The organism is Chamaesiphon sp. VAR_48_metabat_403 (genome assembly GCF_031422475.1).
Classification (GTDB): Bacteria; Cyanobacteriota; Cyanobacteriia; order Cyanobacteriales; family Chamaesiphonaceae; genus Chamaesiphon.
In genome coordinates this window covers 44,958-59,995 of sequence record NZ_JANPLS010000079.1, presented here as the reverse complement: position 1 = coordinate 59,995, position 15,038 = coordinate 44,958, and the positions used below count along the sequence as shown (strand labels likewise).

Genomic DNA, 15,038 nt, shown 5'->3' with positions numbered 1-15,038 from the left:
AGTTGCTATGCCTAACTGTCTGAGTAATCCCATTTTTCTAAGGTTGTATATCGCCCAAACAATTAGTTTATTTGGGGATGCTTTAACGTGGTTGGGACTAGCATTATTAGCTTTTGAATTAGCAGGTACTGACGCGCCAATCTTACTTGCAGGCGCACTGACACTGAGGGTGACAGCTTTTACCATCCTATCGCCATTCGCCGGGATAATTGCCGATAGGTTCGATCGTAAACCGATTTTGATAATTACCCATCTGGGACGAATGTTGCTGGTTTGTTTATTGCCATTTGTGAATAGTATTTGGCAGATTTACGCTTTAGTGCTGGGTTTAAATATATTTAATGCCTTTTTCACACCCACATATCAAGCGACAATTCCCTTAGTTACAGGCGAAACCGATTATCCTCAAGCGATCGCACTTTCTAGTACAACTTATCAAATTCTCGGCGTGTTTGGCCCTGGAATTGCGGGAATTTTAGCACTATTTATCGGTGCCAGAGAGCTATTTTTTTGGGATGGAGCGAGCTTTATCACCGCCGCAATTTTAATTGCGACTCTCCCTGGTAATTTAAGAGCGATTCCCACAACTCAATCGCGATTAGTCGGAAATATTCGCTCGGATCTGCAAATTGGTACGGTTAAATTATGGACGGATTCACCAATTCGGTATGGTTTAATGATGCAATTAGTAGCATCGATCGTCGGTGCCCAGATTTTGGTAAATACAGTCGGTTATGTACGAGGCACGCTTAATTATACTGCTGTTGAGTATGGCTGGGTAATGATGGGATTCGGCTTAGGCGCGACATTAGGCACGATAGCGATCGGAATTTATCCCCAATCCAGATCGAAAATTATCACCCTTTTGAGCGGCGGCGCAATTGTGAGTACGGCCTTAATTGGTGCCAATTATGTCGGATTAATTCCCTTGATTTTACTATGGTCGATCGCGGGATGCGGTCAAAGTTTAATTAATTTATCGATGCAAACTCTAATTGCCGATCGAACACCGACTAATCTCCAAGGGCGCGTTTATGGCGCGCATTTTGCCTGGAGTCATCTCTGGTGGGCGGGTGCATATCCCCTAGCAGGATGGTTGGGAACGACTTTTCCCGATCGCACTTTTCTGTATGGTAGTTTAGGTGGCATTACTTTACTATCGATCGTCCATTTTTTGTTAAAACCCGACAGGTTTACCCACACTCATTCAGAATACTCCCATACTCATTCTCATCAACACGATCTTCCACATCAACACGAACATCAAACTAATCTGAAAAGTGAAGATCGATTACCTGACGGTACGCTGGCGCGAACGACACATCAACACCCACATTTACATCCCCAATTTCAGCACGTTCACTCGTACTCAGATATCAGCCACGAGCATTCAGGCTTTCATTAATATTTTGGATTTTGGATTAAAATACCCATAAAACATAAAGCCTATCCCCTAATCCCTATCCCCTATTCCCTAATGAACGACAACCAGCCAATTATTATCCGCCTAGAAAATGTCAGTAAAACTTATGGCATCGAAGACACTTTGGTTAATGCATTAGATGGTGTAAATTTAACGATCGCCGAAGGTGAATATTGCTCAATTATGGGGCCATCAGGTTCGGGAAAATCATCGGCAATGAATATTATCGGTTGTCTCGATCGACCCACTATCGGACATTATTATCTCGACAACTTAGATGTTTCTACCGTTCCTGAAGATGAACTAGCCAGAATTCGCAACCGCAAACTCGGCTTTATTTTCCAACAATTTCATCTGTTACCCCAACTTTCCGCCCTCGAAAATGTCATGCTCCCGATGATTTATGGGGGATTATCTCAAAGCGAACGTAAGGAACGTGCGGTTGTCGCTTTAGAGAAAGTAGGCTTGAGCAATCGGATGGCAAATCGCCCCAATCAGCTCTCCGGGGGGCAACAGCAGCGCGTCGCGATCGCTAGAGCAATTGTCGGCGAACCGCGCGTATTACTAGCTGACGAGCCTACAGGTGCCCTAGATTCGCGCACGACTCAAGAGGTAATGGATATTTTCACCCAGCTCAATGAAACCGGAATCACGATCGTGATGGTAACTCACGAGCCAGATGTTGCCAAACAAACCAGACGAATCGTGTGGTTTAAAGATGGGCAAGTCGTACATTCTCACCTCACACCCAGCGATATCTATCGCGTGGCAATGGCAGGATAGGGACTAGGTTTTAGCGAAGATCTACCCACCCCACTGGGCGGGTGACCCGACCAGTAGCCCTACGGGCACCCCTCCCTGGATGGGATTTTTCCTCTCCTTACTCCTTCTCTCTATTTCTTACTCCTTACTCAATCCGAGCCAGCCGAATTCTAGCAGTTGAAACAGTGATTTTTCCCCTTCTAGTTGCAGCAACAGCAAAGGTACCAAGGAAAATAGGCGAAGGATGCTAGAAATAACAAATAAGCCTGTCAATCCTCCCAACACGTCTAGATTCGCGAGAATACCACCGAGACACGTTCCCAAGAAACCACTAATACCACCCAGTGCGGCATTAATGCCAAAATATTGGGCTTGGTGTCGATCGTGAGCGATTTCGATCTGAAGATTATTAATACACAGATCGATCGCGGCACTCGCACCGCCATTGAGAATAAATAATAGCGGCAAACCCAGCCACAACGAGAAAGCATCCTTGCCCACACCCAACCACAGCAGCGGTAAAACAGCCATTACTAGTCCCATTACCACTAGTGGAATGCGGGTACCGATCCGATCGCTCCAACGTCCGAATGGTATTAGTAGAGCCAGATTAGCCGCTGAAGTCAGACTATTGTAAAGTGTCACCCAACTGACATCGATTTCTAAATCTTGGAGCAAATAGAGGTTAAAAAATGGCGCACTGAGATTGAGTGCAAACATCCAGGCACTAAAACAGATCGTAAATCCTAAAAAGTGTCGATCTTGGAGGAAGGTCGCGATCGCCGATGGATGTTGTGGGCTGTCTAGATCGGGCGTAGCAGGCACTAAAATTGAATTATCTTCAAAGCGATCGGCAGTAGCAACTTCATGTCTTGAAGGACTAATATCTACCATCTGCCATTGATAAAACATGCTGATAATACCTGCAACGATCGCGACTCCTAAGGCAATCTGATATGCTTCAATTTCGCCGCTGGGATAATTTGCCACCCAAAAACCCGCGATCGCCACCACTATTAAACTGGTGAGATTAGCCGCAGTGTTGCGGATGCTAAAATAACGACCGCGCAATTTGCTGGGCACTAGATCCGCCATCCAACTCAACCACGTCGCACTTCCAAGTCCGCCGAGTAGATGGCTGACAGATACCACCACCATCGTCCACAAAATCGTAGCGCGATCGTCGAGTAGATGTTGAGTATATAAGGCAATCCCGATCGCTAGCAATATCCAGACGCATCGCGCTGGAATGTTGACGCTAGCACAGTAATTGCGCCGACTCTGCGCGCGATCTCCCCACCAAGCTCCCAGCGGTTGAACGACATTTGCCAACATGGGAATTGCCGCTAAAATGCCAACCTCAAAAGAATTTGCCTGGAGCTTGATTAAGAAATTACTCAGCAATACTCCACTGGTAAGGTTGGAATAAATAGCCGCAAATACTCCATCGATCGAAGATGCAACTAGGCTGCGGCGAATTTCGGTGGTTGGAATGCGTTCGATCTCAGTAGATCGTTGGGTCTCAGACTCGATCGATGTAACATTAACCGTTGTCAGACCTAGATCCACAAGTTACCTCGATCGCATTCAGGTTTGGCGTGAAGAGTATCTCTCGATGCTTGGAGTTTAACGTGTTTTTGGCAATTAATTATGCTATCGATCGGATGACAGCCAATACTGTAGGCGCAAAGCGCAGGCTACGCCAACGGTTTAACCAATAGTTGCTCTAGTTTTAGTTTGCGTAGCAGCTTGCGCTCTCTGAAATTTGGGGTAGGGGAAATGTCTTGTCGGTTTTTTTATGCGGAGGTTCCCTCCGCATAAAACCGCCGCTTCATGAATCGCCCCTACCCCAAATTTCGAGCAGCAATTTATCCCTCAAATCGGCAACGTTGCAAATCTCTAATCTTGTCAGCGGGCACCTAATTGCTGTAATTGGCGCACGATCTGAGCGTGTTGGAGATCTTCTCGCTCGAATTGATAGAGACCCATTTGAGCGTATTCTAGAGCCGAATAACTTTGCGATTCGCCAGCCGGAGCTTGGATATCGGCACCTGCTTCGATTAATAGCTCCACGATTGCGCCATAACCTGCATAAGCAGCACTAGCGATCGGTGTAAACCCTAATTTATCTCGCAGATTGACATTCGCCCCCGCCTGGATTAACAGTTCGACGATCTTGGTATGTCCCGCCGCCGCCGCATTGCCAATCGCCGCCCCCCGATCGAGATCTAAGTTCACACTACTTGCTAAGAGCGATCGTACGCGATCGATATTTCCCGTCGTTGCGGCTTGAATCAGTTGCACCGATTCTAGTCCCGTTGTAGAAGCACCTGCTTGCATCAGCAGATTGAACATGGGATAGTTTTCAGCAGCAGCTACGGCAGAAAGAACGGTGTGCCCCCGATCGTCCGTCAGATTGAGGTCGGCACCAGCCTTAATAATTATCTCTACGCAATCGGCATAGCCAGCACCAGCGAGTGCGGCATGGAAGATTGCTGTTTTGCCACCAGCCCCGCGTTGATTGACATCGGCACCGCCAGCAATTAATAGTTGCAATACATGTTGGCGATTGCTGGCAAAGAAACTCCCCGCCGCTAGCATCAATGCTGTCATCCCCGCCCCTAAACCATCATCGTCACTGAGGAGATTGGGATCGGCACCAGCAGCTAAGAGAATATTCACCAGCGATCGATGTCCGTAATAAGCCGCCGCCATTAATGCGGTATGTCCCTTCGCACCGATTTCGTCGATTTCGACACCAATCTCAATTGCCCGATTAACCTCATCAATATTGCCGATCGTCGCCATTTCGATGAATTTCTCCACCGGACGATTTTGGGCGCGAATCCGGCGTTTGCGGGTGGCTTGGAGCAGTTGTTCGCCATCGCGATCGGCACATAATCTAATCGTCGTATTGACGAGGGGATATAAGTAGTGATAAATCTCGCGATCTTCACATTTTGCTGCTAATAAAATCGGCGTTTCGCCGCGACTCCAGACATTTACATTCGCCCCCGCCGCGACTAATAACTGAACCACAGCACGATGTCCGCGCTCGATCGCCGATAACAAAGCCGTCCAGCCATCTCTACCGACTGGGGCATTGAGATCGACTCCTCTAGGTAAGAGCATTTGCACGATTTCTACCGCGCCGCTTTCGGCGGCTAAACCGAGTGCGGTAGTTGAAACACTCCCACATTGGGGGTTTGCTCCCGCCGTCAGCAAGCATTGAACGATTTCCAGATGTCCTCGTTCGATCGCCATTCCTAAGGGTGCATAACCCAAATTCCAATCATACCGATCGAGATTTGCGCCAGCTTCGATCGCCTGTTGGACTAAATCGAGATCGCCATCGATCGCCGCCGCCATTAGTGATGTATTGGTCGCATTTCCTTCGTATACTGGTGCTGCCAGATCTCGATCCGATCGCGCGTCGCCTTGTCCGAAAATATCGGTGCTAGTTTGGGTATCGGTATAATATTCGAGTTCGTCATCACCACCGATCGCTGGGAATAAACTCGAATCGAGATCGGAGAGTAAATGTGATTCAGTGGTGATTGATTGCTCTACAGCTACCGCAGCAGGGGCTGGATGTAAACTATCCAGATCGAGAGCGTAAGTCTCACCATCTTCCCAAGTTTCTGTCGGCGTAAAGCAACTTTCTTCCACTTCAAATAACCGATCGATATCCGCAATCCGGCGATTCTCCCGTGGAGCGAGCTTTCCGTCAACGCTGCGTTGCAGGGGTACATTGCTCAGATTCAGATCTAGTGCGGAAATAGCTCGATCTCCGTTTTCGACAATATAGGTTTCGTTCTCTTCCCAAGCACCCATTGGCGCGGAGAGCCGATCCGAATCTTCCGGATCGTCAATGGTGAGTCGATCGAGATCTAGGCTCAGATCGAAAGCATAAGTCTCACTAGCTTCAAAATCCATCTCTCGATCGCGTGGCGAAAGTCGATCTTTAGTGTTAATTTCTACACGATCGAACATATCCGTGCGATCTGAATTTGCCAGCCCATCGGAATCTCGATTGCTAGCAAAAACCTCCTCTAAATCAAAGGTATATGTCATCTCTGCTTCGGAGCCGACATCTTGCCAATTAGTGGCGATGCGATCGATCTCGGTGGGTGGATGCAGATTCTGGATGGGGATGATTTGCTCGATTTCCGTCGCTCGACTGCTATTGGGCTGATGGATCAGATCGAGCAGATTTTCAAACGGAATTTCCTGGGCGTTAGCTGGAGTATCTAGCGGTTCGGTTGCCTCGTCGAGCGGACTAGAACTAGTTACCGATCCCGAATTAGTTGCGATCGATTGTAAGGGCGGATGTTGTGTCTGTGCTTGCATTTGGGCACCAGCAGCAACCAGTAAATCGACAATTTCCAAACTACCCTGACGACAAGCGACGGCTAGCGGTGTTAAACCGCGCTGGTTGGGGCTATTGATGGCTGCGCCTGTGTCGATCGCTAGCTTGACTCGATCGTAATTAGCAGCGGCGATCGCGTTAAATAAGCTCTGAGTTTTGGGATCTACACTCATGATTGCTGTGTCCAAGTGGGCTGGGGGAAAAGGTGATGTGCCCTAAGCACTATCCATACTTTTATCATTCCCAAATTATTCACCAAAATGTCGATCGATCGATTTTTCCCAACCTAATTTCTCCCCACCGCTCGAAATTCAAGCTCGATTGGAACGTTATCCGATCTATGATGTCATCCGTCTATCCACATTCACCCTTCTCCTTACGGAGACGCTACGCTACGACAGGCTCAGGGCAAACTATTCCCTATTCCCTATCCACTCTAGATATCTAATTTAACAGCAGAGTATTTAGATTTGCTGGCGGAGAATTTGTTCGACACTCGGATGCAGATTAGGAAACGTCGCTGATTGAATGAGATCGACACCTTGAAATTCGATCGGTTCGTACCAACCTTCCATCAGCGTAAAAACAGTCACTTTTTCCAATAAAGGATCGACAATCCAATATTCAGGAATATCTAAAACGCTATATTCGGTACGTTTAGCCCGATAGTCAACTGTTTTTGTCGATTCGCTCACAACTTCTACTACCAATAACGGCGGAGCTTCATTTAATTCGACAACCGCCTCGCGAGTTTGCAAAGCGCGCCATTGCTCTAGCGGCAAAACCATCACATCAGGAATCCGACAGGTATCCCATCTGCCACCTTTGGGAGAGCGAACGCCAACTAATCCAGGTAAAACAACCCAATCGCGATCTAGATTCGCAATCTCTGTTTCTAACATTCGTTCGATAAATTTGACAATCGCACCATGTTGTCCCGTGCCCAGACTCATTGGGATTAGCTCTCCATTGACTAGTTCGTAACGCCTGTCGGTACCATCGGCATATTTAAGATACTCTGCAAAAGTCAACCGATCGGTAATGATAGTCATAGCAGTATTTCCACGATGAATTAGTTAGATATTACCATTGTAACGAGCCTGCGGATTCACCTTGCGATCGCTTCAATTGGGCATCGCGCTCGAACCATTTAATAATCTGTTGCGGGGTCAGATCTTCAATTTTTTCGACTCGCTCCTCATCCGCAATCTGTTTGAGCATTCGCATCGAAGAAATCGTAATTCGGGTTAAAAACTTCTCGTGAGTAGATAGCAATGCTGTTTCTACTTCTACCGCCTCAGCGTGCGTTAAGTACTTTTCGTCGCTCATTGGAAATTATGATGATTAATTATTAATTATCGATCGTCGAAATCAAGTAACCGCATTGATGTCCGCCATCAACCAGCCAGTGCGTGCGCTCTACCTGACAATCTGCTAGCGCAGCCGCAAACATTTCTAATTCGTGTCCGCAGACAGCCGGAAATGAGGTCGCTACTTGCGAAATAGCGCAGTTATACTCAGTCAGGATAAATTTATCATTTTGTCCTTCTAAGGGGTGATACTCAGCCATATACCCCTCTTGGCGACGCAATTCAACTAGCTTGGCAACCCGTTCTGGCAATTCGCCCGTACCCAACTTGTGACGATAATCGATGCTTTTCTTTTGCCAATGCTGATGAATAATTTCACTGGCTCGATCGTAACCGAGATTTTCTACTAGTGTATCGAGAAACGAGATGGCAAACCTGTCGTAACGATCGGGAAAGCGATCGTGTCCCTTCTGACTGAGATGATAGATATGTTGGGGTCTACCAGTGCCAGCAGCTACCGATTGATATACAATTAAATCTTCAGTTTGTAAATCCTTGAGGTGGCGACGTACCGCTTGGGGACTGATATCTAGGGCGATAGCCAAATCTTGAGCGATGGCTTGACCATGTTTGAGGAGATATTCGAGGATATCCTGTTTGGTTGAAGAGTGCGGCTCTGTCATCATATCGGTGCTGGGTGGGGAGAAATGGTCGCGCGCAGACATGCAGATAAAAACTTTTTCGCTAGTTTTGCTACTTTAGCAACAACTATGTTGTTAAATTACGATACAATAGGGTTAAAGACTTAAACAACTAGTTTATTGTTTAATTATACGATATTTTGTCTGTCCCAGTCAGACACCCTAACCATCCTTATTCTAGAGAGAACACAGGCGATCGATGAGTAGCGCAGTCCAAAATTTAGTCAATCAACCCTACAAGTACGGCTTTGTCACTGATATTCAGTCCGACCAGATCCCACGCGGCTTGAATGAGGATATCGTGCGTCTGATTTCGTCCAAGAAGGACGAGCCACAATTCCTGCTCGACTTCCGACTGCGCGCCTATCGCCAATGGCTCAAGATGACCGAACCCACTTGGCCGCATGTAGACTATCCCGCGATCGATTACAACGATATCATCTATTACTCCGCACCCAAGCAAGCCGCCAAAAAATTGGACAGCTTGGATGAAGTCGATCCCATTCTTCTCGAAACATTTGAGAAACTAGGGATATCCCTCAACGAGCAAAAGAGATTATCCAATGTCGCCGTCGATGCCGTATTTGATAGCGTCTCGATCGGCACCACTTTTAAGGCACAATTAGCCAAAGAAGGCGTGGTATTCTGCTCGATTTCCGAAGCCGTCAAAGAATATCCAGAACTAATCGAAAAATACTTGGGAAGTGTCATCCCGATCGCCGATAATTTCTTTGCAGCCTTAAACTCCGCCGTATTTAGTGACGGTTCCTTTGTCTACATTCCCAAAGGTACCAAATGTCCGATGGATTTATCCACTTATTTCCGCATCAATACCGGAGATAGCGGACAATTCGAGCGGACACTAATCATCGCCGATGAAGGTGCTTCCGTTACCTACCTCGAAGGCTGTACCGCACCCGCATTCGACACGAATCAACTTCACGCCGCCGTCGTCGAATTGGTGGTACTAGATAACGCCGAAATCAAATATTCCACCGTCCAAAACTGGTACGCAGGCGACGAAACTGGTAAAGGTGGCATCTACAACTTCGTTACCAAACGCGGCTTATGTAAGGGTGTCAACTCCAAGATTTCCTGGACGCAAGTAGAAACAGGTTCGGCAATTACCTGGAAATATCCCAGTTGCGTCCTAGTTGGCGACAACTCCGTCGGCGAATTTTATTCCGTCGCGCTGACTAATAATCTTCAACAAGCCGACACAGGCACCAAAATGATCCATGTGGGCAAAAATACCCGCAGTACGATTATTTCCAAAGGGATTTCGGCAGGTAAATCGAAGAATAGCTATCGCGGTTTAGTCAAAATGAATCCGACAGCTAAAGGAGCAAGAAATTACTCCCAGTGCGACTCGATGCTAATTGGCGACAGAGCGCAGGCGAATACTTTCCCCTATATCCAAGTTCAAAATCAAACCGCCAAAGTCGAACACGAAGCATCGACTTCTAAGATTGGTGAGGATCAGTTATTCTTCTTCGCTCAACGGGGGATTTCCCAAGAGGATGCGATTTCGATGATGATTAGTGGTTTCTGTAAGGATGTCTTTAATCAGTTGCCGATGGAATTTGCCGTTGAAGCTGACAGGTTGTTGAGTTTGAAGTTAGAAGGTACTGTCGGTTAATTAGTATATGTAATGGTTGTTGGGTTCCGCCCGTCAACCATTTTGTTAATTAAATTGATTAGGTCGAAATCTAAAGGTGGGCAGTTCCACCCGAAAAAACTTGTTATTTAATCGAACATGAGTTCAGCTTTACCACTTAACGAAAAACTTTGGTTCACAATGGAAAGTCATTGTGCTGGAAAGCATTATCTTCTTGGTAATGCTCATACTTTTAATGGGCGAATGCTAGCGTGGTGTCCATTAAAAGAAAAAAGTTTTTATGTCTCAAAGACTGAGATCGATGATTTATCTGAGGAGGCACAATATTGGATAAAGGGATTCTTGGCAGGGAATGAGCCGGAACCACCTATTGATGATGTTGGCGATATGTTTGCTTTCGATACGTCGCAGTATCAGTTTTGGCTAAAAGCAACGGAACTGTTTACTGAGACAGGCTACTGGTATTCGGGAGAAAGGCAATGTGAAACTTGCGGAGAGGATTTACTACCTTCACAAATAGGCGATCTTTGTGCGGAATGTCGCCAATAGCAGACCAACATTGACTAAAACTATATAAATATTATGCCCTATAGTAGCTTCACAATTGAAGAGGTGGAATCCAAATTTAACCTAAACTTGCAGACAGGTCATTTTTTACCAAATATCGAGCCGATTTCTCCTAGCTTGATGTTAGAACAATTTTTAAATATTACTTTGCCATTGGCTCGTGAAACTGGCTCAGAAAAAGCCAGATCGGAACTGCTTGTTTCGCCAATTTTAGTAGAAGTCCGCACCTTACTAAATAACTCGATTAGTTTGTTTTCAGGGGAAGACTTTACAGTCGATAGGGATTTAGGCTTAAATGGTATTTGTGATTTTTTGATTAGTCGATCGCCGATCCAGTTTAAAATTAATGCACCCGTAATAGCATTAGTCGAAGCCAAAAAAGGTGTACTAAAAGATGGCTGGGGTCAATGTATTGCCGAAATGGTAGCAGCACAGAGATTCAATCAACTTCGACAGCATTCGATCGAATTTATCTATGGCGTTGTTACCAGCGGAACTCGTTGGCAATTTATCGAGATGAAAGGAAGTAACATTACTATCGATCCAGAAGAGTACTCCTTCCCACCGATTGAGCCATTACTAGGTATTTTAAAATGGATGGCATCAAGAGAAGCGAAACTAGTAGATTTTGACAAGTAATTGAATTCGATCGATATCAAAATGTAGGCAGTGCCCACCTTACAAAATTAAAGTTTTAAAATGGTTGCGACACCTGTAAAAAATCTTACTTTAGAAAGCTTTCTGGATCTGCCAGAAACTAAACCTGCGAGTGAGTATATTGATGGAAAGATAGTTCAAAAGCCAATGCCTCAAGGAAAACATAGCGTAATTCAGACAAAGTTAATTATATTCATTAATTCACTGTTACTAGAATCGAAGATTGCCATCGCACTATCAGAGCTACGATGTACATTTGGTGAGAGATCGATCGTTCCTGATGTAGTTGTCTTGAAGAATGAAAATATCCCTAAAGATGATGATGGTGAGGTTTCTAATATTGTGACAATTGTACCTGATTGGGTAATTGAAATATTATCTCCAGACCAAAGTACAACCAAAGTAATTAAGAATATCCTTCATTGCTTAGATAATGGTACTGAAGTAGGATGGTTAATCGATCCTGCCGAGAAGATGATACTGGTTTATCAACCCGATCGACAAGCACAAGTAGTAGATATACTCGAAGCTGAATTAATTGTACCTGAATTCGCGCGATCGATTAAATTGACTGTCGGTGAGATATTTAACTGGCTGAAGGTGTGACTTTCGATGATAAATTACTCAAATCTTTAAAGTAGGTATCAACTAATGCTGGCAAATGAATCACTGACAGAGAATATTGCTGAGTTTCCAGAAGATAAATTTGAAGATGAAGAAAATGAAAATTTAGAGCCGGAAATATTAGTAAACAGTCAAACACTCAACCGAGACAGAAGACTTGTAACACATCCATACGACTTCATTATCCGCTCGCTCAAAGAGCAAGTAGACGATCGAACACTGGTACTTGCAGATGATTTTCAACGCCGTCGAGTCTGGGATGATACCAAAGCTAGTCGATTGATTGAGTCTTTATTGATAAACGTACCTATTCCAGTTTGTTATTTTGCCGAACTTGATGATGGTAGCTATAGTGTTATTGATGGTCAACAAAGACTTACATCAATTTATCGATATCTGGACAATGAATTTCCGTTAAAATCATTAAAAGTTAGAGACGATCTTAATAAAAGAAGATTTAATCAGTTAGGAGTAGCAGACCAACGATTAATTAAATCAAGATCGATTAGATGTGTTGTTATCTTGAAAGACTCTGATCCAGAAATTAGATTTGATGTATTCGATCGGCTTAATTCTAATTCAGTTAAATTGAATCGTCAAGAACTGCGAAATAGTTTGTACAAGGGCACGCTTAGTAATCTAATTAACAAAGAATTTTCTGAAAATGAAATATTCAAGAAGTTACGTCGAGCCAAAGAAATTGACGGGAAAATGCAAGTTGACAAAAGGATGAATGATTGCGAAATGATTCTAAGATTTTTCGCTTTTAATTTTAGCGGCTACAACTACACAGGGAATCTGCACAAATTTTTGGATGATTACCTGCATTTAGGACAGAAATTAAATCCAGAAAATATCGATCGACACCGCTCTATATTTTTAAAAACAATCGATAACGTATATGAAGTGTTTGGCTCTAATGGATTTAGACGTTACGATCTCCAGACTTCTGCCTGGATCGATTCTTTAAATCGAGCAATTTATGATATTGTTATGCTTTATTTTTCTAGGCTACCTATAGATGTAGTTCGACAAAAAAAGAACGAGATTCTCAATGCTTTTATTCAACTACAACAAGATCCAGAGTTTCAACAGGCAATTACTGTATACCCTGAAAAAATTCAAAGTCTCCAAACTAGACTTGACAAATGGCATGAGTCGCTACAACAGATAGGCATATGTGTAGACCGAGTTACCATTGGCGCAGCAAGTGGAAGTAGCGAAAGATAAATTCCATGAGCCGTAGTTCGCCAGCATTAGTGAGATTTTTTGATAATTTAAAGGAGGTGGGGACTTTAATATCTATGTCAAAGTTAAATGCATTAACAGCTAGAGAGCGAACTATTAATGAATGTATTTCTAGATCGGCAATATTACTTTTATGCAGTCACATAGAAAGTTTTTTTGAAGATTTAATAGTTGACATCATCGACTTCCACGAGCTAAGTCATACATCGATCTCTAAATTGCCAGTGAAGTTGAAATCGATCCAAACCTTGCGTAAGCCGATAATAGATAGTTTTTCTCTCGAAAAGAAATGGAAAATCCTTAAAAATATCAGCCAAAGCTCTTTTCTCAATGACGATGGAGTCTGTGATGAAGGGATATTTGATGCAGATTTACACCTCAAAGGTTTTGCCTCACCTGGTAGTGAATCGGTAGAAAGTCTGTTTGATGGAGTTGGTATGGCTAAAATATGGAGTTTAGTCGAAGCAAAAGATTCATCTGTCAATTTGAGGAGAAGCTTAGATGCATTTATCAATAGGCGAAATAACATCACTCATGGAGCTTCATCAGATAAGCCAACCATTGAAGATATCAAAAGTTATGTGCGCGATATCTGTGATATTGTTAGGATATTCAATTCAATTGTTACTGAATACCTAATAACTGATTTCAGCATTAAAGATCCGTGGTTAAACATATCAAAATAAAACCGATCGAGCCATTGCTGGGAATTTCAAAATGGATGGCATCAAGAGATAGTTAAACATAATGATAAGATACAAAGATTAGCTACTGTCGATCGAACCTTATTAAAAATCAATTAAACAAAATCTAAATATGATTAATCCTAATAGTCCAGTTATCCTCTCGATCGAGAACCTTACCGCAAATGTCGATGACACGCAAATCCTAAACGGTGTAAGCCTCGAAATCAAAGCTGGTGAAATTCATGCGATTATGGGGCCGAATGGTTCTGGTAAAAGTACCTTATCTAAAGTGTTAGCTGGACATCCGGCTTATACAGTTACGGGTGGCAAAGTTACTTATAAAGGTGAGAACTTATTTGACTTGGAGCCTCAAGATCGGGCGCGTTCGGGTGTATTTTTAGCGTTCCAATATCCGCTCGAAATTCCTGGCGTTAGTAATTTAGACTTCCTCCGCGTTGCTTACAACTCCCGCCAGAAGCATCGAGGATTGGAAGAATTGGATGTATTTGACTTTGACGACTTGATTCAGGACAAATTAGAGATTGTCAAAATGAATCCTGCTTTCCTCAGCCGGAGTGTCAATGAAGGCTTCTCTGGTGGTGAGAAGAAGCGGAATGAAATCTTGCAAATGGCAATCCTCGAACCTAGTCTCGCTATTCTCGATGAAACCGATTCTGGTTTGGATATCGACGCGCTCAAAATTGTTGCCAATGGTGTAAATCAGTTGTCGAATCAGGATAATTCGATGCTGGTGATTACCCACTATCAACGCCTGTTGGACTATATTATTCCTGATTTTGTGCATGTGATGGCAAACGGACAAATTCTCACCAGTGGTGGCAAGGAACTCGCACATGAACTAGAAGCCAAGGGCTATGACTGGGTGACAGAAGCTGAAACAGCGAACGTCTAGCAAACACAGATCTGTAGGGGCAGGTTTATGCTAGGGTTCTCGCAACCCACCACCAACAATCGGACGAACCTGCCCAACCCCACTAGGAACTGTAATTATATCCGGCGTTCGGTTGGTTACTGGTGAGGTGGGTGGGTTTGATTGAAATCTCTAGTGCTTC

Annotated in this window: 15 protein-coding genes; 10 read left to right on the top strand and 5 right to left on the bottom strand. The window is 44.3% G+C overall.

All coding sequences use genetic code 11. The features are described 5' to 3' along the window. Window positions 1-7 precede the first annotated feature (7 nt). The gene (locus RMO79_RS04065) at window positions 8-1,405 is read left to right on the top strand and encodes an MFS transporter (RefSeq protein WP_310481785.1); all 1,398 of its coding nucleotides are present in this window, start codon (window positions 8-10) and stop codon (window positions 1,403-1,405) included. A gap of 72 nt (window positions 1,406-1,477) precedes the next feature. Continuing rightward, window positions 1,478-2,206: an ABC transporter ATP-binding protein gene (locus tag RMO79_RS04060; protein WP_310481784.1), complete on the top strand. Its 729-nt coding sequence runs from the start codon at window positions 1,478-1,480 to the stop codon at window positions 2,204-2,206. Between the two features lie 117 nt (window positions 2,207-2,323). On the opposite strand, the gene RMO79_RS04055 is transcribed toward RMO79_RS04060, so the two are convergent. Continuing rightward, window positions 2,324-3,754 carry an MFS transporter gene (locus RMO79_RS04055; protein WP_310481783.1) on the bottom strand — a complete coding sequence of 477 codons (1,431 nt, stop codon included), beginning with the start codon at window positions 3,752-3,754 and terminating at the stop codon, window positions 2,324-2,326. Here RMO79_RS04055 and RMO79_RS04050 point away from each other — a divergent pair. Further along, window positions 3,736-3,906, top strand: a complete 171-nt coding sequence (locus tag RMO79_RS04050) for a hypothetical protein (protein ID WP_310481782.1) — start codon at window positions 3,736-3,738, stop codon at window positions 3,904-3,906. The two genes, RMO79_RS04055 and RMO79_RS04050, sit on opposite strands and share 19 nt — an antisense overlap. 187 nt (window positions 3,907-4,093) lie before the next feature. On the opposite strand, the gene RMO79_RS04045 is transcribed toward RMO79_RS04050, so the two are convergent. From RMO79_RS04045 to sufR, 4 genes are all read right to left on the bottom strand, one after another. Continuing rightward, window positions 4,094-6,727 (bottom strand): ankyrin repeat domain-containing protein, encoded by a 2,634-nt coding sequence (locus RMO79_RS04045; RefSeq protein WP_310481780.1) that lies wholly within the window; start codon window positions 6,725-6,727, stop codon window positions 4,094-4,096. A 291-nt stretch (window positions 6,728-7,018) separates the two neighbouring features. Then, window positions 7,019-7,606, bottom strand: a complete 588-nt coding sequence (locus tag RMO79_RS04040; RefSeq protein WP_310481779.1) for a Uma2 family endonuclease — start codon at window positions 7,604-7,606, stop codon at window positions 7,019-7,021. 31 nt (window positions 7,607-7,637) lie between these two features. Continuing rightward, window positions 7,638-7,883 carry a hypothetical protein gene (locus tag RMO79_RS04035; RefSeq protein ID WP_310481777.1) on the bottom strand — a complete coding sequence of 82 codons (246 nt, stop codon included), beginning with the start codon at window positions 7,881-7,883 and terminating at the stop codon, window positions 7,638-7,640. Between the two features lie 22 nt (window positions 7,884-7,905). Then, window positions 7,906-8,550, bottom strand: a complete 645-nt coding sequence (sufR, locus tag RMO79_RS04030; RefSeq protein WP_396136513.1) for an iron-sulfur cluster biosynthesis transcriptional regulator SufR — start codon at window positions 8,548-8,550, stop codon at window positions 7,906-7,908. 214 nt (window positions 8,551-8,764) lie between these two features. Between sufR and sufB the strand changes: the two genes are divergently transcribed. The 7 genes from sufB (at window position 8,765) to sufC (ending at window position 14,878) form a co-directional block, all read left to right on the top strand. Further along, window positions 8,765-10,204, top strand: a complete 1,440-nt coding sequence (sufB, locus tag RMO79_RS04025; RefSeq protein ID WP_310481774.1) for a Fe-S cluster assembly protein SufB — start codon at window positions 8,765-8,767, stop codon at window positions 10,202-10,204. A 117-nt stretch (window positions 10,205-10,321) separates the two neighbouring features. After that, window positions 10,322-10,732 (top strand): hypothetical protein, encoded by a 411-nt coding sequence (locus RMO79_RS04020; RefSeq protein WP_310481772.1) that lies wholly within the window; start codon window positions 10,322-10,324, stop codon window positions 10,730-10,732. Between the two features lie 33 nt (window positions 10,733-10,765). Beyond that, entirely contained in the window at window positions 10,766-11,389 is a 624-nt protein-coding gene (locus RMO79_RS04015) for a hypothetical protein (protein WP_310481770.1), read from the top strand. A gap of 60 nt (window positions 11,390-11,449) precedes the next feature. Further along, window positions 11,450-12,013, top strand: a complete 564-nt coding sequence (locus tag RMO79_RS04010) for a Uma2 family endonuclease (protein WP_310481769.1) — start codon at window positions 11,450-11,452, stop codon at window positions 12,011-12,013. Window positions 12,014-12,058: 45 nt separating this feature from the next. Beyond that, window positions 12,059-13,261, top strand: coding sequence for a DUF262 domain-containing protein (locus RMO79_RS04005; protein ID WP_310481768.1), 1,203 nt, complete (start codon window positions 12,059-12,061; stop codon window positions 13,259-13,261). Between the two features lie 5 nt (window positions 13,262-13,266). Beyond that, window positions 13,267-13,965 (top strand): MAE_28990/MAE_18760 family HEPN-like nuclease, encoded by a 699-nt coding sequence (locus RMO79_RS04000; protein ID WP_310481767.1) that lies wholly within the window; start codon window positions 13,267-13,269, stop codon window positions 13,963-13,965. 130 nt (window positions 13,966-14,095) lie between these two features. Continuing rightward, window positions 14,096-14,878: a Fe-S cluster assembly ATPase SufC gene (sufC, locus tag RMO79_RS03995; protein ID WP_310481766.1), complete on the top strand. Its 783-nt coding sequence runs from the start codon at window positions 14,096-14,098 to the stop codon at window positions 14,876-14,878. The last annotated feature ends 160 nt before the right edge of the window (window positions 14,879-15,038 follow it).